The sequence below is a fragment of the Micromonospora peucetia genome, assembly GCF_900091625.1.
In the GTDB taxonomy this organism is placed as follows: Bacteria; Actinomycetota; Actinomycetes; order Mycobacteriales; family Micromonosporaceae; genus Micromonospora; species Micromonospora peucetia.
This window is the reverse complement of the sequence record NZ_FMIC01000002.1, coordinates 6,370,122-6,390,442: the sequence shown is the minus strand read 5'-3', so window position 1 is coordinate 6,390,442 and position 20,321 is coordinate 6,370,122. Positions and strand designations below refer to the sequence as shown.

Here is a 20,321-nt window from a genome sequence, read left to right as displayed (position 1 = left end):
GTCGGAGATCGGTGGCGCTGTCACCGGGTGCCGGCGTAGCCGACGGCCTTGAGGATGCCGAGCCCGTTGTGGGCGACCGGGAGGGTGCCCCGGGTGCCCTTGCACAGGTACTCGGTGGTGTCGCTGTCACCGTCGAGGTCGTTGGTGTCCCGGGCGGGCAGGAACATCGCGGCCAGTGAACGGTCGAGCAGGGCGTAGAGCGCGTCCTGCCGGTCCGCATGCTGCAACCGTTGGTAGCCCGCGGTGAACTTGGTTGGCACCAGCTCTTTGCGCAGCTCGGCGAGGATGCCGAAGCCGACGATGTCGTAGTACTTCGCCTCGGCGTTCTCGTTGGGCGGGGTGAGGCGGAAGAACCCACCGAAGGACAGGTGAGGGTCGTAGTCCCAGGCGTCCCCCGACGGCGTCGCACCCTGGTTGCCCGGCGGGTAGTACGGCGCCACGGCTCCGGCCGCGGTGTCGTCGACGCAGTCGAGCGGGTCGCTGGCCGAGGCGGTGTGCCAGCCCGGGAGGCTGGTGTAGGTGGTGTAGAGGGTCGTCACGGCGGCAGCCGCGGAACTGGCACCGTTGAGCTGGCGTTCGTGGTCGTAGAGTCCGGCCAGTCCGTACTCGATCATGTCGGTGCCCAGGGTTCCGCCAGCGATCTGGCCATTGGTGTAGGTGCAGGAGCCCTTGCGGTGCCACCGGTTGTCACGGCAGTCCGCGCTGTACGAGCTCTGCGCGACCACCCGGTTCTGGCTGGTGGTGGGGGAGTCGAAGTCGAAGGTGTACCAGTCCGCACCGAGTTGGAGTCCCGTGCTGAGGAACTGCCGGGCGGCGGCGGCTGACTGGCCGTACCGGTTGTCCGGCGGCGCCACGGCCGTCTCCAACCGCTGCATGAAGGCGATCGCCGTGAGATTCCAGGTGGAGATCGTCGAGTAGAGGTTGCTCCAGCTGGAGATCTGGTCCACGTAGCCGCCCGGCGGGGTGGTGGGCTGGCCGAGTCCGTCGACGAACGGATGCACGCCGTAGGTGAGGTAGTGGGCGCGCGGGTCCTGCATACGGAGCAGGAACTCGCCGATGCCGGTGGCCGCGTCGAGGTATCCGGAGGCGCCGGTCGCCTGGTGGGCGGCCAGCAGGGCCTCTCCGCACGCCGCGTTGCCGAACGAGGTGAAGTAGCGGATCTGGCCGTCCGGGGTGCTGGCCACCGCATCGTCGAAGATCTTCGGCGCGGCCGGATCCTTGGTCAACCGGTGGGCGAGTACCGCGCTGGCGAACTCGTCGATGAGCCCGGTCTCCACGCTCGACAGTGACCGCTGCTCGTACGCTGCCCGCTGGTCGAGATAGACCGAGATGAACTGGAGCGCGGTGCAGGCGGCGGTACTCTGCCGCGGCCCGCCGATGGTGCACGGACTCGCCGTGGTGCAGGTCTTGCCGGCTACCACGAGCTGGTTGCCGTAGACGTGTTCGATGTCCCGGCGCAATCCGTTCCGCACCCCGTCGTACGACGCCACGAGCCAGTCGAAGTAGCTGTCGACGAGAGGGACCGGGGTGGAGGCGACGGCCGGAGCGGTCGGGACCGGCGCCGCGACGCCGACGATGAGGGTGGCCAGCAGTGCCGCGACCCGCGCCCTCACCGGTGCCCCCGATCCGGCGTCAGGACGATCCGGGGCTCGGCGGCGATCTCGCCGGTGCGGTTCCAGGGCAGGTGGAGGTGCCAGGCGTCGAGTCGGTCCACGCGGGCCGTCACCGGCGCTCGTCCGTCACTGCCGAGGGCGAGCGTGGCCCCGGCGAACTCGTCGGCGAACAGCTTCTCCGCGTACGGGGTGGTGCTGTCGACCGCGTACGCGTTGATCTCGGAGAAGTAGGTCTTGATGTTCTGCGGGTCCGGCTCGCCCAGCGAGGACGCGTGGGCGGTGGTGGCGGTGCGGACGTTGTTGCGGTACGAGTCGGTCTGCACCAGCTCGGAGACGGACAGCTCGATGCTGGCCCGCGCCGCGTCGTGCAGGAGTGCCCGTCGTGCGGCCAGGACCGGCTCACCTGCGGTGCCCGGCGCGCCGGGTGGCAGTTCACCGCGAGCCGATCGTTGCCGCAGCGCCCAGCGGGACGTCGCCTGGGCGAGGCTGATCCCGACGTTCCAGCCCGAGTAGCCGGCCAGCTCGACGTACCGGATCCGGCCGTTGAGCAGGGACAGCAACCGCCGGTCGGAGTGCCCGGCAATCGCGTCGTCGCCGAGGGCCACGGGCCGGCCGGCCCGGACGTGGGCCACCAGACGGTCGGCGAACGGTGCCACCGACGCCGAACTGCCGCCCGTGTTGGCCATCAGGACCAGGTCGGACCGCTCCGGCCGGTCCACGACCGTCCCGCCGAGGATGTCGACGTAGCCCCGGATGAGCTGCGCGTACGGGATGTTCTGGTAGGGCGCGGTCCAGGCCTCACCCGGCACCCGGGAGTACTCGATGCTCACCCGGGGGCGTACGTCGGCGTCCCTGATGGCGATCTTGGCGATGAGCAGGGCTGCCACCACGTCGGCACCCGGGTAGATCACCACCCGATCACCGACGCCCAGTTCGGCGATGCGGGCGGCGAGTGCCTGCGACTCCGGTCGGTGCAGGCCGTGGCCGGTCGCGTCGTCCTGACCCACCACGAGGAAGTCGAAGATCCCTTCGGCCGCCCATTCGATCATCGTCAGGTTGACCCGGTGGTTACGTGCCCGGGTGGCCAGGTAGTCGCTTCGCACGTCGGCCGGGATCTGGGACTCCAGCGCGTCGAGTTGAGGGCGCTTCTCCACCATCGCGAGGTTGTCGACCTCGTCCTTCACCGTCGCCCAGGCCCGCAGCTCGTTGCGCCACGGCCCTTCGGGGGTGAGGCGCATGATGGTGTCGAAGGCGTAGAGCCGCCGACGCGGGCGGCTCCGTCGGACGGCCCGCACCGCCGCCAACCGGGCGAACACCTCGGTTTCGGGGATGGAGCTGTTGCGGGAGTTGAGCAGTCCACCGTAGGCGAGCATCGGTAGGGCGACGACCAGCGCGTCCGCCCGCTTGGTGGACGAGGTGAGCCACTGGCCGACGGCGCGACCGTCGCCGGGGGCGAAGTGTCGCCCGAGAGTTTCCCGTGGCGGCAACAGGGTGTCGTAGCCGGCGCCGGTGGCGATCTGTTGCGGGGCGTACCAGGTGTAGGGCCGGTCGTCGAGCGGAACCAGGGCGATGCGGCCGAGCCGTGGGGTGTCCGGCCGGGCGTGCGCCGGGCGGCCGAGGGCGGCGAGGCCGGCGCCGGTCAGGCCGGCGAGGCCGGCGGCCCGGAGAAGGCCACGGCGGGAGAGGGCGTGATCAGGCATGTCGGCTCCTTGCGTTGCCGGGGGATGCGTTGAGTCTTGGATCAGTAAGAACCCCGGGTCAAGACCGCCGGAGCCAGTAATACGTATTACTGGCTCCGGCGATCCTTGACACCGGATCGGCGCGCGGGGCAGCATCCTCCGCGACAACCCTCGCCAATACGTGATGCTCCAGAAGGTGGCCGATGACCGTGTCCGCAGGACGGGGCAGGCTGACGCAGCACGAGATCGCGCGGATGGCCGGAGTGAGCCAGACGACGGTGTCACTCGTGCTCAACGACCGTTGTGAGGCGGCCTGGCGGATCGCCCCGGAGACCCGGGAGCGGGTGCTGCGCGTCATCCGCGAGACCGGATACGTCGCCGACCCGCTCGCCCGACGGCTGCTCCAACAGCACAACCAGATCCTGGGCGTGTTCACCTACGAGTCGGTGTTCCCGAGCACCAGCGCGAACTTCTACCACCCGTTCCTGTCCGGCATCGAGGCATGCGCGGAGAACATCGGTTGCGACCTGTTGCTGTTCACCAGCGCCCCCGTGCGCGGCGGCAGCCGGCGGATCTTCCACGACAACAACCGCATCCGGCTCGCCGACGGTTGCGTACTGCTCGGTCGGGAGATTCCTCGCGACGAGCTGGCCCGGATGGTCGCCGGGGAGATGCCCTTCGTGTCCGTCGGTCGACGCGACGATGCCCATCTACCCTCCGGTGAGGGCGGTCCGGTGCCCTATGTCGGCGCGGACTACGCCCAGGCCACCTCCGCCCTCGTCCACCGCGCCGTCGATCTCGGGCACCGGGCCGTGGCGTACGTCGGCGCCGGAGTCGGGGCCGAGTCCGCCGTCGACCGACTCGCTGGCTTTACCGCCGCGCTCCGGGAGACCGGAGTCGACGGTCGACACGAACCGGTCGGCGGCAGAACCTCAGCGGAACTACTCGACGCACTGCGCTCGGCCCGGGTCACCGCCGTCTTCTGCGAGGAACTGGTCGAGGCGGCGGCGATGGCCGAGGCGGCGCGGGCCCGAGGCGTGTCCGTGCCCGGTGACCTGTCCCTGGTGGCACTCGGCGACCCCACCCGACAGGCCGAGACCGACCTCGACTTCACCGGCTTCCACATCGCCCGCAGGGAGATGGGCTGGCAGTCCATCGAGGTGCTCGACGACATCCTGCACGGCCGTGGCGGCGAACACCAGCGGCTGCTTCCCTGCGAACTGGTCGAGGGCGAGACCCTCGCTTCCCCGGGCCCGACAACCGGCCGACGCTGACCGGCGGGTTGCTCGCCCGGCCGGGCTGTCCGGCGGCGTCAGGTGAGCCGACCGCCCGACGGGGTGGCCGGTACCAGGCGGCGCGTGATCCACAGCGGCGAGGTGACCGCGTTGCCCATCACCACCGAGTGGGCGCCGGCCGCGAACGCCTGTCCGATCTGTTCGGCGTCGCGATACCGCCCCTCGGCGATCACCGGCACCGCCAGCGCACCGGCGAGCCGGGCCACCAGCGTCAGGTCCGGTCCGTCGGTGGGCGGGCTGGCCGGGGTGTAGCCGGAGAGGGTGGTGGCGACGGCGTCCGCACCGGCCCGCACGGCGGCCACGCCCTCCTCGACGGTGGAGACGTCGGCGAGGACCAGCGCGTCGGTGCGCTCCCGGAGCGCGCGGACCGTGTCGGCGAAGCTCCGCCCGTCCGGACGGGGGCGGTCGGTGGCGTCCACGGCGACGATGTGCGCGCCGGCCTCGGCGACGTCGACCGCGTGCGCCGCCGTCGGGGTGATGAACACCCCCTCGACGCCGTGCTTGTGCAACCCGATGATCGGCACGTCGACGGCGGCGCGGATCGCCCTGACGTCGGCGGTGCCGTTGGCCCGGACGGCCACCGCGCCGCCCCGTACCACCGCCGCGGCCACCCGGGCCTGGACGTACGGGTCGCGCATCGGGTCGTCGGGATCGTCGAGCACCGGCTGGCAGGAGACCACGAGGCCGCCGGCCAGCTCGTCGAACACGTTCACGCTCTCGTCCTCTCGTGGGTGACCACGGCGGGTGTGCCGCCGGCTGCCTGCCGGCCGTGGCCAGGGTGGCCCGCCAGTCGGGCGGCGCCCACGACGACCGCGTCGGCGCCGAGCGCCGCGGGGAGCAGGGGCACGTCCGCCCAGGCCGTGGGCAGTTCGGCAGCGAGGGCGGCGCGGGCACCGGGGAGCAGGGCGTCGGCCGCCCCGCCCGCGAGCACCACCGCCTGTGGGTCGAGCAGGGCGACCAGCCCCGCGAGTGTCCGGCCGAGGGCTGTGGCGGCGCGGTCCACCACCTCCCGGGCGGCCGGTTCGCCGGCCGCCGCCCGCTCGGCCACGGTCCGTCCGGTGATCCGGAGGCCGGTTTCCAGGGCGTACGCGGCGGAGAGTCCCGTCCCTGAGGCGATGCCCTCCAGGTGGCCGTACCGGCCGCAGCCGCAGCGCAGCCGCTCGGCACCGGGAGCCGGTAGGTGCCCCACCTCGCCGGCGCCGCCCCGGGCGCCGGTGGAGATCCGGCCGTGCTGGAGCATCGCGCCGCCCAGGCCGGTGCCGACCGCGACCAGCAGCAACTCCTGCCGGTCCCGGCCGGCGCCGACCCAGCATTCGCCGAGCGCGGCGGCGTTCACGTCGTTGGTGACGTGGACCGGTCGGGCCAGCCGTGCGGCCAACTCGTCGGCGACCGCGGTGCCGGACCAGCCGGGCAGGCTGTCGGTGGCGTACCGGATGGTGCCGGTGGCCGGGTCGACCGTGCCGGCGGTGCCCACGCCGACCGGGCCGGCGCCGCCCGGATCGAGTAGTTCCCGGGCGAGCCGCGCGGCGGTGTCCAGCACGGCCGCCGGCCCCGACCCGGCGGGGGTGGGTGCCAGGCGACGCCCGAGCACCTCCCCGTCGGGTCCGACCAGCGCCGCTGCCGTCTTGGTGCCGCCGATGTCGAGGCCCACCAGGGGAGCCGGCACCGTCATCCCTTGAGCCCGGTGTGCGCCAGTCCCTCGACGAACTGCTTCTGCGCGATGACGAAGACCACCAGCACCGGCAGCGCGGTCATCGACGCCGCGGCGAGCTGGACGTTCCACATCGGGCCGCCGTAGGCGTCGACGAACTGGGTGAGCGCCTGCGGCAGGGTGAACTTCTCCGGTGAGGAGAGGAACACGATCGGTTCCAGGTAGAGGTTCCAGCTGTGCAGGAAGGTGAAGATGGCGACCGCGCCCAGTGCGGGCCGGGACAGCGGCAGGGCGATCTTCCAGAAGGTGCCGAACCGACCCAGCCCGTCCACCCGGGCCGCCTCCTCCAACTCGCCGGGAAGGCTGACGAAGAACTGCCGCATGATGAAGGTCGCCAGCACGCTCGGCGCCCCGAGGATCGGCACCAGGATCAGCGGCCAGTGTGTGTCGACCAGGCCCAGCTTGAAGAACATCTGAAACAGCGGCACGATCGTCACCTCGCTCGGGATGAGCAGGCCGGCGAGGATCACCAGGAAGAGCACGTTCTGGCCACGGAAGCGGATCCGGGCGAAGGCGTACCCGGCCAGCGCCGCCACCGCCAGGGTGCCGACGGTGACCACCAGCGCGATGTAGAGGCTGTTCAGGTACTGCTGACCGAACGGCTGCAACTCGAACACCCGCCGGTACGCGTCCAGCCCCGGGTCGACCGGCAGCAGCTTCGGCGGGAAGGCGAAGATGTCCGCCACCGGCTTCAGCGACGAGGTGACCATCCACCAGGTCGGGAAGACGAACGGGACCGCCAGGACCATCAGCGCCCCGTAGAGCAGCAGCTTGGTGCGGCGTGACAGCTCACGACTCATGGTGGACCCACCTCTTACGCATCTGCCACTGGAGCACGGTGAGCGCGAGCACGATGCCGAACAGGACGATCGACAGGGTGGCGCCGTAGCCGAAGTGATGGAACTGGAACGCCTGCTGGTAGAGGTAGTAGACGAGCACCGTGGTCGAGGTGCCGGGGCCGCCCTGGGTGAGCACCGCGATCTGCGCGAAGACCTGCAACGAACCGACCACCGTGATGATCGACGTGAGCAGGATGGTCGGGCTGATCAGCGGCACGGTGATCCGCCAGAACTGGCGCAGCCGACTCGCCCCGTCCACCTCGGCGGCCTCGTACAGCTCGGCCGGCACGCCCTGGAGCGCGGCCAGGAATAGCACCATGTTCAGGCCGACGTTCTTGAACACCTGCACCACGACGACCGAGAACATCGCGGTGCCCTCACCGCGCAGCCAGTTCGGCCCGTCCACGCCGATCGTGTCGAGCAGGCCGTTCACGCCGCCGTTGTCCTGCAGCAGGAACCCCCACACGATGGTCCAGGCGACCAGCGAGACGACCACGGGGGAGAAGAACAGGGTGCGGAACAGGATCGTCCCGCGCAGCTTCTGGTTTAGCAGTACGGCCAGCAGCAGGGCCAGGCCGAGGTTGAACACCACCAGCCCGACCGAGAAGAGGCCGGTGGCCCGCAGCACCGAGCCCAGGTTGGTGTCCTCGGCGAGGGTCGCGTAGTTCTCGGTGCCGACGAAGTCGAACGTGCCGGCCAGCACGTTCCACTCGTGCAGGCTGTACCAGACCACCAGGATCAGCGGCAGGATCACGAAGACGGCGCTGCCGAGCAGTTGGGGGGCGATGAACAGGTAACCGGCGAGCTGGTCGCGGCGGCGGCTGGTCCAGTATGGCCGCGACCGGTCCCGGGTGGGCGGGGCCTCGACCCCGCCCACCGTCGTGTCCGTCTGGGACATGGTCAGGCTGCCCCTACTTCGCCAGCAGCGGCTGGATCTTGGTGCAGACGCCGTCGAGGACGGCCTTGACGTCCGCGTCCGCCTTCCAGAGCGGGTCGAGCCCGGCGCGCACCTGCTGGCTGAGCTCAGCCTGCCCGGCGTGGCTGGGCTTGACCACGCCGTTGGTGATGCCGTCGATGACGACCTTCTGCAACTGCTCGGGCTTCAGCGTCGGGTTGGTCTTGCCCAGCGTCTCCGCGGTGAGCTGCGACTGGCGCGGCGGCGGGAAGAACTGGGCCAGCTTGGCCGAGTTGGTGGGGTTGGTCAGGAAGGCGAGGAAGCCCGCCGCCGCGTCGGCGTTCTTGCTCTTCTTCATCACGCCGACGCCGGCCTGGCCGACCACGGAGTAGTTGCCCTTCGGCCCGGCCGGCAGCGGAACCAGGTCCCAGCCGAAGCCGTCGGGCTTCAGCAGCGAGGCGCGGGAGATCTGGGTGACCGTCATGGCCGCGTCACCGGCGAAGAAGTCGGCGGTCGTGCCCGGGCCGGGCAGCGCCTTCCCGGTGAAGATCGCCTTGTGCAGGGTGGTCATCGCCTCGACCATCTCAGGGGCGGCGAAGCCGCAGGACTTCCCGTCCTCGCTCCATGCCTGGGCGCCCCAACCCGTCCAGAAGGTGGACAGGTTGTCCCAGCCCTTGTAGTCGAAGTCGCGGATCACGAGGCCGGCCTTGCCGGTCGCGCCCGCGGTGGCGCCAGCGACGGTCAGCGCGGTGTCCCAGTTCCACTGTCCGGCCGCGATCAGCTCGGCCGGGGTCTTCTGCCCGGCCTTCTTGAGCAGGTCGGTGTTGACGAAGACCCCGAACGGCGAGGTGGAGAACGGGTACGCGTACAGCTTGCCCTCGTTCTGCCAGAGCTTGAGCGTGGCCGGGGAGATGTCGTCGTACTGGTAGCCCTCGGTCTTCTTCAGCGTCTCGTCGAGCGGCAGTAGCGCGCCCGAGGCGACGAAGTCGGGGGCCGAGTTCTCGAACACCCAGGCCAGGTCAGGCGCGTTTCCGCCGGCGATCTGGGTGGTCAGCGTCGTGGTGTAGTTCTCGAATGGCAGCGGGTCGAACGTGATCGCCGCGACGTCCGGGTGGGTCTTGCGGTATTCGTCGGCGATCTCGTTGAACAGCTTGAGGTGCGCCTCGTTGGCCGACCAGACGGTCATCCGCAGACTGGCCGGACCCTTGTCCCCGGCCTCGTCACCGCCACCGCAGGCGGTCAGCGCGAGGACGCCGGCCAGTGTCGCCGCGACACCGTGCACAGCCTTTCCCAATTTCATGATCTCTCCTCAACGGGGGTGTTCAGTAACCCGCGACCTGGGGCCAGCGCAGTTCCACGCCGGCCGCCGAGAGGCGGTCCTGGAAGTCGGCCAGCAGGCGGGGGGTGCCGCGGACCGCGCGCGGGGACTCGCCCCGCGCCAGACAGAAGTCGGCGAGCAGACCGGCGACCTCGCCGACGTTCCACTCGACCGGGTGCAGCCGGTAGCTGCCGTTGGTGATGTGGGTGGTGCCGATGTTCTTGCCGGCCGGGAGCAGGTTCTCGACCCGCTGCGGGATCAGCGCGCCCAGGGGGATCTCGAACGGGCACGAGCCGACGTCGATGTAGTTGTCACCGCCGGTGGAGGGGTGCAGGTCGATGCGGTACATCCCGACGCCGATCGAGTCCGGGTAGGCGACCGCGCCGTGCTCGCCGCGCACGGCCAGCGACAGGTCCTGCTCGACCACCGTGTATTCGGCCCGGATGCGGCGCGACTCCCGGATGTAGGGCGCCTGCGCCAGGCCGTCGCGGCTGCCGGTCACGTCGCCGCGCAGGCGCAGGCCGGGGAAGCCGGTCCCGCCGTCCGTCCGGGGCGCCTCGGTCTGCATCCAGTAGAGCACCGAGTACGACAGCTCGCGGGCCTTGCTCAGGTGCCACGACGCGTTCGGCACGTCGATGACCGGGCCCTCGAAGTAGTCGATCATCGGCCAGTTCACCAGCGTGATGTCGCTGTCGTACGCGCCGTCGGTGAAGTTGCGCCGGGCGGCGATGCGCCGGAACGTCCAGAGGTTGCCGTCGCCGGGGTTGAGCCGCTGGTCGGCGTTGACGGCCAGCGGGTCGTCGTCCGGGTTGGGGGTGAAGCTGCGCTCGACGACCTCCAGGGTGCGCGGGTGCGGCGACCGCCAGGACAGCAGCCGGTCACCCCAGAAGTCGGGCTTGTAGTCGCGCCAGAAGTCGTAGTTCGCCGGGCGCTCGATGGTGTGGTCGCCGTCGACGTGGTCGAGGGCGAAGCAGACGGAGACGGCCTGCATGTTCATCGGCTGCGCCTCGGCCGGCGCGCTGGGCTCGCCGGTGTCGGCCTGCGACTCGAAGCCGGTGACGTACTCGGTGCCGGTCAGCGGCAGCAGCTCGCCGGTCTCCGTCGCGTCCAGGACGTACGGTGCGACGAGGTCGATCCGCTCGTCCCGATCGCGGTGCGCGACGGTCACCCCGACCACCCGGTCCCCGTCGGTGTCCGCAGCGACCGGCCGGTACGGCTGGAGCACGGTCAGCCGGCCGGAGCCGAGGAACGGCGCCAGCATCTGCTCGATGACGGCGACGGCGACCCGGGGCTCGTGGCAGACCCGGCTCACCCAGCCGGCTCCCGGGTTGAGGTCCGTCCAGGCCCGGGACCGCTCGGTGAGCGGGTAGTGCCGGCGGTAGTAGTCGCGGATCCCGGTGCGCAGGGCCCGGTAGCTCGCGGTGGCACCGAACTGTTCGATCCAGGAGTGCTCGTCCGGCGGAACGGCCTGGCTGGTGAGCTGTCCGCCGAGCCAGTCGAACTCCTCGGTCAGGATGACCGACCGGCCGGCCCGGGCCGCGGCGAGTGCCGCCGCCACCCCGCCCAGCCCGCCTCCGACGACGAGGACGTCCGCACGCATCTGTACCACTTGCTTCCTTCCGGGTTGCACGGTCACCGCTCAGCTGCGGTGGACCGCCGATCAGGGGTGCCGAGGGTTTCGCCCTCGACGAGTTCGCAGGGGAGGAGCCGCTGCTGGACGCCGACGGCGCTGCCGTCGATGACGCTGGCCAGCACCTCGACCGACTGCCGGCCCATCTCCTCGCGGGGGATGCGGAATCCGGTGAACGCGAGGTCGGTGGGAACCGGGACCGTCGGGTCGCCGAGCGTCAGGATCGACAGGTCGCCGGGCACGGTCAGGCCGCGCCGCCGGGTGGCCAGCTCCAGCGCCACGGCGGTGGCGAAGTCCTCGACGAAGGCGACGGTGGTCCGGTCGGCCAGCAGGTCGTCGAGGATCGCCTCGGCGTCCCGGGCGACGGTCGTCAGGTGGCGGGCGCTCTCCGCGGCCGTCGCGGCCTCGACGAACCCGCGCCGCCGGTCCGCCGAGGACTCCGCGGTCATGTCCGTGTTCAGGTAGGCCAGGCGCCGGTGGCCGCGGGCGAGGGCCAGGGCGACCAACTCGCCCACCGCCGCCGCGTAGTCGGCACCGACGTACGGCACCGGCCCGCCGGCGTCGTCGCGGCGCCCGACGGCGACGTACGGGAAACCGTCGCGGTTGAGCCGGTGCAGCTCCGTGGCGTCGACCTCCTGCCCGAGCAGGATGCACCCGTCGGCCAGGCGGAGCCGGTTGTCCTGGTGGAAGATGCGTCGCCGGCCGTCGACCACCGGGGCGCTGGTGAACAGCAGCAGGTCGCAGCCGGCCCGCTCCGCGTACTCCTCGATGCCCAGCAGGAAGGGGTGGAAGAAGTCCCGGCTGCCGCTGGGAAAGGCGGGCTCGTAGGTGAAGACGCCGATGATCCGGTTGAACCGTGCGGCGAGCCGGCGGGCCACGGGATCGGCGGCGTACCCGGTCTCGGCGATGGTCCGCAGCACGCGGTCGCGGGTCTCGGGCGCGATGCGGACGTCGGCGTCGGCCCGGTTGTTGAGCACCAGCGACACGGTCGCCTGACTGACGCCAGCCAGCCGCGCGATGTCACGCTGCGTGACGCGTCGGGGTGTAGAGGGCACAACAGGTCCTTCCGGTGCGGCTAATGCGTATTAGCGCTCGGCGTTGGGGAGGAGCCTGGCGGGCCGAACAGGTGTGTGTCAAGGGGTGGGCGCAGAGATTTCTTCGAGATGAAGTCCCTGAAGTAATGCGAATTAGCACTGCTCTGGCGATCCCGGCTTCACGGGCGGACGGCTCCGGGCGAGGCCGTCGCGCCGTCTCGCCGGGGCCGGCGACTGACCCCTTGACAAGACCCGACCGGGTCGAGCAGTATTCGAGAAATGTAGGCGCTAATACGTATTAGCAATCGACCGGCTGACCCCACCCCGCCGTTGCGGTCGCTGGCTGTCTCACCCAGCGTGAGATTGTGCCGCCCTGTGGCGTGCGCGACGTCCACAGTCGTCCCCGGTGCGGGAACCGTCCCCACCTACGCACCAAGATCCACGGTCGTCGCGGCGATCTCCCGTGCCGCCGGTGGAAGCTGGGACGCCCTCGACCACCTCGTCACAGCGCTGGCCGACCGCGAAGCGGTGCGCTGACCGCTATGCCGAGCACGGTTCAGTTGGCATGGCGGAACGGTCATCGCGGCCACCCCGCGGGTATTCGCAGCCGCTGCGGAGGTGGCGTGGGTGGGATTCAGCCGGTGGGCGCACCCAGTGTCGTTGGGGCGGGTTTCCAGGCGGGTGGGGATTCGTAGGGCCTGGGCGTTGACGCCTCCAGCCAGACCGGGCTCAACTGGCTGGTCGGTGGTTTGAACTCGAAGCGGTACAGACCGGCGCGTCCTCCCAGGATGAGTTGCTGGCTGTGCGGGTTCCAGGCACAGCATGAGAGATGCTCGTCGGTACGCATCATCGCGACCAGTTCGCCGTTGCTGGCGCGCCAGATTCGCACCGTCTGGTCGTCACCGACGGTGGCTAGCCAGTTTCCGTCCGACGTGATCGCCACTGCGGTCACCGATCCGGTGTGTCCGGTGAGCGTGGCCCGCGCGGCGCCGGTCACGGCATCCCACACCCACACCACCCCACGTTCGTCGCCGGTGGCCAGCCAGGTGCCGTCCGGCGCGATCGCTACCGTGTTCACCGGCCATCGGTGTCCGGTGAACACGGCCCGCGCAGTGCCGGTGACGACACCCTCACCGTCGGCCTGACCGAGGAACTCGCCCCCCACGACATTCCACATCCACACCGCGCCGTCGTTGCCGGCGGTGGCCAACCAGGTGCCGTCCGGCGCGATCGCCACCGCATACACCCCCCAGGTGTGTCCGGTGAATGTGGCCCGCTCAGCGCCGGTCACGGCATCCCATACCCGGACCGCACCGCCCGCGTCGCCGGTGGCCAGCCAGGTGCCGTCCGGCGCGATCGCCACCGCGTACACCGGCTTGATGTGTCCGGAGAGTTCGGTTGGCTTAGCGCCGGTTACGACATCCCACATCAGCACCGTTACATCGTCGCCGCCGGCGGCCAGCCAGGTGCCGTCCGGCGCGATCGCCACCGCCCTCACCGGCCAGGTGTGTCCGGTGAGCGTGGCCCGCCCAGCGGACGTCGCGGTATCCCACGCCCGCACCGCCCGATCCTCGCCGCCGGTGGCCAGCCAGGTCCCGTCCGGCGCGATCGCCACCGCGTACACCGGCTTGGTGTGTCCGGTGAGCGTCGCCGGTTCTTCACCGGTCACGGCGTCCCATACCCGGACCGCACCGCCCGCGTCGCCGGTGGCCAGCCAGGTGCCGTCCGGCGCGATCGCCACCGCGTTCACCGGCCAGCGGTGTCCGGTGAATGTGGTCCGCTCAGCGCCGGTCACGGCATCCCACACCCGTACAGCCCCGTCGCTGTGGCCGGCGGCCAGCCAGGTCCCGTCCGGCGCGATCGCCACCGCGTGCACCGCCCTGGGGTATCCAGGAAGCGTGGCCCGCTCAGCACCGGTCGCGACATTCCATACCCGCACCACCCCATCGTCACCGCCGGCGGCCAGCCAGGTTCCGTCCGGCGCGATCACCACCGCCTTCACGGGCCAACCGCATCCGGTGAATGTGGTCCGCTCAGCGCCGGTCACGGCATCCCATACCCGCACGGCCCCGTCGCTGTGGCCGTCGGCCCACCAGGTTCCGTCCGGTGCGATCGCCACCACCGACCAGGTGCGTTTGTCAAACGCGGCCCGCTCGGCGCCGGTCACGACACTCCACACCTGCACCGACCCATCGCTGTGGCCGGTGGCCAGCCAGGTGCCGTCCGCCGCGATCGTCACCGCCTTCACTGACCAGGTAGGGCCGGTGAACGTGGCCCGCTCAGCACCGGTCACGACATCCCACACCCGCACCACCCCACCGTCGCCGCCGGTGGCCAGCCAGGTCCCGTCCGGCGCGATCGCCACTGCGGTCACCGGCCCGGTGTGTCCGATGAGCGTGGTCCGCTCAGCGCCGGTCACGGCATCCCACACCCGCACCACCCCGTCGTCGTCGCTGGTGGCCAGCCAGGTGCCGTCCGGCGTGATCGCCACCGCATTCACCGGCCTGGTGTGTCCGGTGAGGACGCGGCGTGATGCGGCGTGGGGGACGTCGGGTAGCGGCGAGGTGCTGACCAATGCCGGCATGGTGCGCGTTCGAGCGAGAGTCTGTGCTTGAGGGCCCCAGTCCGGGTCGTGCGCGACACGGGAGTACAGGATGTCCAGTAGCGAGTGTGCCGGGTCCGTGCGTGCCAGCAGATGCGCGGTCTGTCCGACCAGCCGACGCAGCCGCGCTGCTCGTGGTGTGGAAATCTGCCCCAGGTCGGTGAAAGGGCCGGCGGGTCCGGTTTCCTGCAACCGGGACTGCACCCAGCGCAGGTCGGTGACGAGGGCCTCGGCGTGGGCGTCACGGCCAGCGCCACGCAGGTGCTCGACCAGGTGCTCACGCATATACCGTGCCCGCTCCGGCAACTCCCACCAGGCCGCCGCCTCCGCAGACCCGTTACCGCAGGCATCTAGAGCAGGGGGCAGATCGGCAGCAACCGCGTCCAGGAACACCCGATGAACCTGCCGTACCCGGACGCCGAGGTGTTCGAGCAGATAGTCCCGGACGACATCGTGGAGGCCGACGGCGCCGCCGTTGTCAGTCGGGGTCAGCGTCACCAACGCCAAGTCAGCCAGTCTCGCGCACGCCATGCGGGTCTGCGTCTTGTCAAGCCCACCGGTCGCATGCCACAACACCGCCACCAGAGGCACTGGGATGATTTCGTCCTCGGCGAAGACTGCCAACTCGGTCAGCCGGCTACGGTCACGATCAGTGAGCAGGCCGGCGCTGGCTTCGATTGTGGCCGCCACCGCCTTGCTCCGCTGATCCGGGTCGTTGATGTCAAGCTGCTCCACGTCACCGACCTCGGGCAGTTGCCCAACTGTCCGCAGCGGGCCCTCCCGTCGCAGCCTCTGCAACAGATCACCCGCCACGACGGCGATGTCGGCATGTGACTGCGCCTGCGCCACCAGGTTTCGGTTGGTCAACCGCAACAGCAGCGGCCACCGCCCCGTCTCCACCAGCAACGCATCAACCACCGTCGACGGCAGTCGGGGCAGGTCGGCGGTCAGCACCCGCAGAGCCTGCTCCAGCGACATCTGGTCCACCCGCACCGGCACTACCTGGCCGGCCACCAGCGACGGCATCCGCGTGGTCACCAGCCGAGCGCACTTGCCCGCCACCGGGAACGCCGCGAGTTGGTCGTCGAACCACACGTCATCGAGCACGATCAACCGCCTCGGCCCATCCGCAAGCACCGCCGCGAGATGCTCCGCGCCCTGGCGCACATCCGTGAACGGCTGCGCCCGCCCGGGGTCGATGCGCCGAACCAGATCATTGACCTTCTCCACCAGCGCACCCCGGCGCACGTCTCGCCCCAGGGTCACCCAGAACACCCGGCCGTCGAAGTGGCGCAGCAACCGTCGGTCCGCCCGCACCAGCCGCGCCACCGTCGTCTTGCCGAACCCACCAGCACCATGCACCGCCGTGGTGATGCCCACCGTCTCGGCGCCACGCCCATGCAGCACTGCCTGCACGATCTCCCGGACCTCCGCGGGCCGGTCCACCATCCAACGCTCCGGACGCTGCTCCGCCGGCACCAACTCCGCCAGACCAAGCTCGTACCGCCGCTGTGACCACCACACCGCGGCCCCGAGTAGGCCCGCACCGATCGACGACCCTGCTGTCCACCACCATGGCGAGCGTTCAACGAACCTCAGCCAGCTTGGCAACGTCTCCGTCAGCACGTTCACCGACACCGACGCCGCTGTCGCCGCCCACGCAGCCGCCACAACGAACACCACGACCAGCAACAGCCGCCACGATCGCCACACCCGTACACTCTCCTACCATCGGCGACCACCCATCTAATCGCACACCCGCACGTTCAGTCACCACCGGTGGAGATCGCGTCCGCTGCCTCGTCGCGGGCGCGCCACGCGTACCGGTAGGCAAGTTCGATGCCTCGGATCACCCCGCGCGGCTCGGCCAGGGCTTCCTCGACATTGGCTCGGGCCCGGCCTACGAGCCGGTCCGTGAGTGCGGGGTCGGCGGCCGGCTGCGCGGTGCCCGCCGATCCTCGCCGATCGGGGCTGCCCGCGCGCTGCCGTCATCCGGCGGCCGGCTCAACCTGCTGTTCACCACCGCCGGCTTCGAGGCGGCGGCGGTGGCGACACCTGACGGCGATATCGCCGCGTCGACCGGAAGCGACCCGACGCCGCGCTTACCTACCTGCGTGCCCCGGACTGCTCACCAGCCGGCCTAGGTGCTCATCGTGCCCTGAGCTACCCCCGCTTCATGGAGCTTCTGATGTTCCCCGGGTTTCACGGAGTCGTCGTGGTTGGTTTCATGCCACGGACAGGGACATCGGTCGGGCTCTCTCATACTCGATCGGGCTGAGCATGCCCAGTGAGCTGTGACGGCGTTGCCGGTTGTGGAAGATCTCGAGGTACTCGAAGATCGCGTTGGCCGTCCGTTTCCGCTCCGGGCTGTGCCCGAAGCCAGACGGCCCGGATCGGTCGGAGCCCCTCGGTCGTAGAACTGTCGCGCTTCGCCACGCCGGTGATCGCTCCCTGTTGCATACCGAGTTGTCGGTCACCGCGGACAGGCCGGCGGTGGCTTACCGGCCACTACGCAGGCGCCGGAGGTTGGGTTCAACGGTCCGCCGAAGTGTGACCACGGTGCTGGTCGGCTTTCGCCGGTGGGTGCGGCGTCGACGCGGTGTTGGCGGCGATCCCGGTGGGGCGGGCGTGGGCGCGCTCGGGCTGAGGCCACCACGATCAGTCGATCGGCCTTGTCAGATATTTACACATCCGTATATCGTGCCCGGTGTTAAGTTTCCGAGCCGGACGAAGGGCGGTCGCATGGCAGCCACAGGGGTGCCGGTGACACATCGGGCGATAGACGAAAGCCGGTTCCTGCTCGATGGCTCACTCGACCTCAGCGCACCGTTCACATCCGTGGCCGATGTGACGATCGGTGGCCGACTGCACGAGTTCACGGCCGGCTCGATCGGGCTCGCGGACGACGTGGCCCGGACGCTCGGTGTCGAGAAGTTCGACGAGGAACTCACCTACCAGGGCGGAACGCTGCTGACCGCGCGCATCCGACCCTACGATGCGCAGATCCAGCTGACCGAGGACCGGCTCGTGGCGGTCTGGCGGGGGCGGCGACGCTGCTTCTTCACCGAGATGTACGGTGCGACGACCACCGATCTGCTCGGGGTGTTGCGGACCCTGCGCGTCGAGGAGCACGACGACGGCCTGACCCTGCGCCCGACCTCGAAGACCGGCGCCGAGTTCGCCGCACCGGCCACCGTGCTCAAGGAGGTCTCCGGGCTCGGCCTGCTGGAGATCGCACCGCTCACCAAGCAGCGTGCCGGGCAACTGCCCTCCTGGCGGGGCCTGCGGACACAGGCGGGCGAGCTCTTCCGGGACGTCCTCCCCGACGGACAGCCCTACTTCGTGCTGGCCGCGGCGGACGCCTGGCTCAGCCTGGTGCCGTTCGCCGACACGGACCTGGAACAGGTGCCCGCTCTGGTGAACCGGCTCCGCGTCCGGACGGCCGGGTAGGTCGGGATGTCCGCACTGCTGGCCGGCGTGGCCACGTACACCGTCTTGTTGACTTTGCTCGTCAGCACCGCCGAGCACCTGTCACGACCGGCGGCGCTCGCCGAGGCGCTGGCCGCGCACCGGGTGCTGCCGGCTCCGGCCGCGGTCGCCGCTCTCGCCATCGCGAGCGAAGGTCTGCTCGCCGGCGCCGGGATCGTGGCGCTGCTCCAGGGCAGCGGCGAAGGCCTGCTCATCGCCGTCATGGCCGGCGGCGCCGCGTTGTTCGGCCTGTACGCCGGCTACGGCCTGCACCTGAGGTCGACCGGGCGCACCGGGCCGTGCGGGTGCTCCCGGGTGGAACTGCCGATGACCGGTTGGGTGGTGGCACGGGCGTCGATCCTCGCCGGGCTGGCACTGGTCGCGCTGTTCCTGTCCGGCTCGATCATTCCGGCGAGTCGGATCGACGCCTCGCTCGCCGTCGTGCTGCTGGCCGCCGCCACGTTCACCGCGCTGCTGTGGCATCTGCCCGCCGCGATGTACGAGCCGGCCACGGCACCGGCCGAGCGGTCCGCGAAGGGCCGGTCCATCGGCATCACAGAGAGAGGCCTGCCCGGATGAGCTTCCAGACCAGCGCGCTGATCCTGAGCTGGATTGCGATCCTCCTGCTGGCTCTCACGGTCTCCGGCCTGGTACGCCAGGTGCACGCGCTGTCGAGCGGGGCAGTCCAGCGTCGTCCTGAGTCGGTCGGTCTGCGGCCGGGAGCACCGGCCCCCGGCTTCGCCCGGTTGGCGCCGGTGGCGCCGGCGGTTCCGCTGGTGCTGCTCTTCCTGGAGCCCGACTGCGGGACCTGCACCGAGGTGCTGGCCGAGGCGAACGACCACGTCGACCGTCCCGGCCTGGAGTTCCGGGTCCTCTACCGGGACGCCCCCTCGGAGCGGGCGGCGGGACTGCCGATCACCGTGCTCGGCGGGCAGGCGGAACTGTTCGAGCGGTACGACGCCCTCGCCACCCCGTTCGCCACCGTTGTCGACCAGGCCGGGCGGGTACTGCGCGCCGAGCCCCTCGGCTCCCGCGCGGCACTGCGCCGCCTGCTCGACGAAATCGACAGCCTACCCGGCGGTTCCGCATCGGCGGTCGTCACGAATCAGGGAGGTCGGGCATGACGGATCTTGACACCGTGCCCTGGCTGCGCGGCACCGACCCGGGGACCGGGCCCGCCGTCCGGCGGGCGCCGGCACACACCGGCGGCCGTAAGCGCACGGGCTGGGAGTTGTCGCGACGCACCCTGCTCCGGGCGGGCACCGCGGTGGGGATGGCCGCGCTCAGCGTGTTTCCGGCAGCCCGCCGCGCATACGCCGACGGCTACACGATCTATGCCGGGTGCCCGACGTACGCCAGCGACCACAACTGCTCACCGGGGTGTGGCCCGAGCACGATCTTCGCCGACTCCTGCAACACCAGCGGGACATACACCGGATTCCACAAGAACGACGGCGTCACCTGGATCCTGCGGCCGAACCAGTGCTACGGCGGGACGTACGACGGCTGGTTGTGGGCCTACAACGGGGCGTGCGGCGCCTGCGCCTGCTCGGTCGAACGCCGATGCCACGACGGATACCGGAAGACAAGCTCGGGCTGGGTGAAGTCGATCTGCCGGTGGAACACCAAGTGCGGATGCCTGGGCAAGGCCCTCTGGCCCACCACCCAGCGGAGCAACACGGGAGTGAACGTCTACACCGTGCAGCACCTGCTGACCGCCCGGGGCCACGCGACCGAGATCGACGGGATCTTCGGTGCCGACACCGAGACGAAGGTGAAGAGCTTCCAGGCGGCGGCCGGCCTCGCGGCCACCGGTGTCGTCAACGCGAACACCTGGCCGGCGCTCGTGATCACGGTCCGCTCCGGGGTCACCGGCGACGCCGTCCACGCCGCGCAGCGCCAACTGAACAGGCGCGGCTACGGGCTGGTCGTCGACGGCGTGTTCGGCCCGGCGAGCGACAGCGCGACGCGCGACTTCCAGCGGCAGAACGGGCTGACGGCCGACGGGGTGATCGGGGTCAACTCCTGGCGGACGCTGACCGGCGCCGCCGTATGACCCGAACGTTGCCGGGCCCTGCGCGGGCGGCACGCCGCTGGGGTGCGGATCCGCTCGCCCCCTTCCTGCTGCTCGCCGTCGGCGCGCTCGCCGCCGCCGCGTACGGGCACGTGCTCACCTGGGCGATGATCGGAGGGCTCGCCGGTTACACGCTCTCCGGCTCGGTTTGAACGCACAACAG

General features: G+C 70.7%; 17 protein-coding genes. 6 read left to right on the top strand and 11 right to left on the bottom strand.

The window, feature by feature from the left end:
* Positions 1–20 precede the first annotated feature (20 nt).
* The gene (locus GA0070608_RS27925; RefSeq protein WP_091631844.1) at positions 21–1,613 is read right to left on the bottom strand and encodes a hypothetical protein; all 1,593 of its coding nucleotides are present in this window, start codon (positions 1,611–1,613) and stop codon (positions 21–23) included.
* Positions 1,610–3,313 carry a DUF4127 family protein gene (locus GA0070608_RS27920; protein WP_176733871.1) on the bottom strand — a complete coding sequence of 568 codons (1,704 nt, stop codon included), beginning with the start codon at positions 3,311–3,313 and terminating at the stop codon, positions 1,610–1,612. The genes GA0070608_RS27925 and GA0070608_RS27920 overlap by 4 nt, the downstream gene beginning before the upstream one ends.
* A gap of 182 nt (positions 3,314–3,495) precedes the next feature.
* Here GA0070608_RS27920 and GA0070608_RS27915 point away from each other — a divergent pair, with 182 nt between their 5' ends.
* Complete coding sequence (locus tag GA0070608_RS27915; RefSeq protein ID WP_091631837.1) at positions 3,496–4,566, top strand: LacI family DNA-binding transcriptional regulator; 1,071 nt, start codon at positions 3,496–3,498, stop codon at positions 4,564–4,566.
* Between the two features lie 38 nt (positions 4,567–4,604).
* On the opposite strand, the gene GA0070608_RS27910 is transcribed toward GA0070608_RS27915, so the two are convergent.
* The 9 genes from GA0070608_RS27910 to GA0070608_RS34395 form a co-directional block, all read right to left on the bottom strand.
* Complete coding sequence (locus GA0070608_RS27910) at positions 4,605–5,300, bottom strand: N-acetylmannosamine-6-phosphate 2-epimerase (RefSeq protein WP_091631833.1); 696 nt, start codon at positions 5,298–5,300, stop codon at positions 4,605–4,607.
* Complete coding sequence (locus GA0070608_RS27905; protein ID WP_091636357.1) at positions 5,297–6,253, bottom strand: ROK family protein; 957 nt, start codon at positions 6,251–6,253, stop codon at positions 5,297–5,299. Before GA0070608_RS27905 ends, GA0070608_RS27910 begins: the two co-directional genes overlap by 4 nt.
* Before the next feature lie 2 nt (positions 6,254–6,255).
* Entirely contained in the window at positions 6,256–7,098 is an 843-nt protein-coding gene (locus GA0070608_RS27900; RefSeq protein WP_091631829.1) for a carbohydrate ABC transporter permease, read from the bottom strand.
* On the bottom strand, positions 7,088–8,035 hold the full coding sequence (locus tag GA0070608_RS27895) for a carbohydrate ABC transporter permease (protein ID WP_091631824.1): 948 nt from the start codon (positions 8,033–8,035) through the stop codon (positions 7,088–7,090). Before GA0070608_RS27895 ends, GA0070608_RS27900 begins: the two co-directional genes overlap by 11 nt.
* Before the next feature lie 13 nt (positions 8,036–8,048).
* Entirely contained in the window at positions 8,049–9,332 is a 1,284-nt protein-coding gene (locus GA0070608_RS27890; protein WP_091631821.1) for an ABC transporter substrate-binding protein, read from the bottom strand.
* Between the two features lie 22 nt (positions 9,333–9,354).
* Positions 9,355–10,950: an FAD-dependent oxidoreductase gene (locus GA0070608_RS27885; protein WP_091636352.1), complete on the bottom strand. Its 1,596-nt coding sequence runs from the start codon at positions 10,948–10,950 to the stop codon at positions 9,355–9,357.
* A gap of 32 nt (positions 10,951–10,982) precedes the next feature.
* Complete coding sequence (locus tag GA0070608_RS27880) at positions 10,983–12,035, bottom strand: LacI family DNA-binding transcriptional regulator (RefSeq protein WP_091631816.1); 1,053 nt, start codon at positions 12,033–12,035, stop codon at positions 10,983–10,985.
* Positions 12,036–12,648: 613 nt separating this feature from the next.
* Positions 12,649–16,140 carry an NB-ARC domain-containing protein gene (locus GA0070608_RS27875; RefSeq protein WP_141719564.1) on the bottom strand — a complete coding sequence of 1,164 codons (3,492 nt, stop codon included), beginning with the start codon at positions 16,138–16,140 and terminating at the stop codon, positions 12,649–12,651.
* 701 nt (positions 16,141–16,841) lie between these two features.
* Complete coding sequence (locus tag GA0070608_RS34395; RefSeq protein ID WP_176733870.1) at positions 16,842–17,093, bottom strand: IS3 family transposase; 252 nt, start codon at positions 17,091–17,093, stop codon at positions 16,842–16,844.
* Positions 17,094–17,454: 361 nt separating this feature from the next.
* Here GA0070608_RS34395 and GA0070608_RS27870 point away from each other — a divergent pair, with 361 nt between their 5' ends.
* Genes GA0070608_RS27870 through GA0070608_RS32885 form a run of 5 tightly spaced genes read left to right on the top strand, consistent with a single transcriptional unit; the run spans position 17,455 to position 20,310 of the window.
* The gene (locus GA0070608_RS27870) at positions 17,455–18,066 is read left to right on the top strand and encodes a hypothetical protein (RefSeq protein ID WP_218107600.1); all 612 of its coding nucleotides are present in this window, start codon (positions 17,455–17,457) and stop codon (positions 18,064–18,066) included.
* Between the two features lie 6 nt (positions 18,067–18,072).
* A complete protein-coding gene (locus tag GA0070608_RS27865) occupies positions 18,073–18,663 on the top strand; it encodes a MauE/DoxX family redox-associated membrane protein (RefSeq protein WP_091631805.1) in 591 nt (196 codons plus the stop codon).
* Entirely contained in the window at positions 18,660–19,208 is a 549-nt protein-coding gene (locus GA0070608_RS27860) for a hypothetical protein (RefSeq protein ID WP_218107599.1), read from the top strand. The genes GA0070608_RS27865 and GA0070608_RS27860 overlap by 4 nt, the downstream gene beginning before the upstream one ends.
* Positions 19,205–20,140: a peptidoglycan-binding domain-containing protein gene (locus GA0070608_RS27855; protein ID WP_091631802.1), complete on the top strand. Its 936-nt coding sequence runs from the start codon at positions 19,205–19,207 to the stop codon at positions 20,138–20,140. The genes GA0070608_RS27860 and GA0070608_RS27855 overlap by 4 nt, the downstream gene beginning before the upstream one ends.
* A gap of 8 nt (positions 20,141–20,148) precedes the next feature.
* Positions 20,149–20,310: a hypothetical protein gene (locus GA0070608_RS32885; RefSeq protein ID WP_176733596.1), complete on the top strand. Its 162-nt coding sequence runs from the start codon at positions 20,149–20,151 to the stop codon at positions 20,308–20,310.
* Positions 20,311–20,321: the final 11 nt, after the last annotated feature.

Coding starts and splice junctions, on each gene's coding strand:
- GA0070608_RS27920 (WP_176733871.1), bottom strand. CDS start 3,313: ATGCCTGATCACGCCCTCTCCCGCCGTGGCCTTCTCCGGGCCGCCGGC.
- GA0070608_RS27915 (WP_091631837.1), top strand. CDS start 3,496: ATGACCGTGTCCGCAGGACGGGGCAGGCTGACGCAGCACGAGATCGCG.
- GA0070608_RS27900 (WP_091631829.1), bottom strand. CDS start 7,098: ATGAGTCGTGAGCTGTCACGCCGCACCAAGCTGCTGCTCTACGGGGCG.
- GA0070608_RS27895 (WP_091631824.1), bottom strand. CDS start 8,035: ATGTCCCAGACGGACACGACGGTGGGCGGGGTCGAGGCCCCGCCCACC.
- GA0070608_RS27890 (WP_091631821.1), bottom strand. CDS start 9,332: ATGAAATTGGGAAAGGCTGTGCACGGTGTCGCGGCGACACTGGCCGGC.
- GA0070608_RS27885 (WP_091636352.1), bottom strand. CDS start 10,950: ATGCGTGCGGACGTCCTCGTCGTCGGAGGCGGGCTGGGCGGGGTGGCG.
- GA0070608_RS27865 (WP_091631805.1), top strand. CDS start 18,073: ATGTCCGCACTGCTGGCCGGCGTGGCCACGTACACCGTCTTGTTGACT.
- GA0070608_RS27860 (WP_218107599.1), top strand. CDS start 18,660: ATGAGCTTCCAGACCAGCGCGCTGATCCTGAGCTGGATTGCGATCCTC.
- GA0070608_RS27855 (WP_091631802.1), top strand. CDS start 19,205: ATGACGGATCTTGACACCGTGCCCTGGCTGCGCGGCACCGACCCGGGG.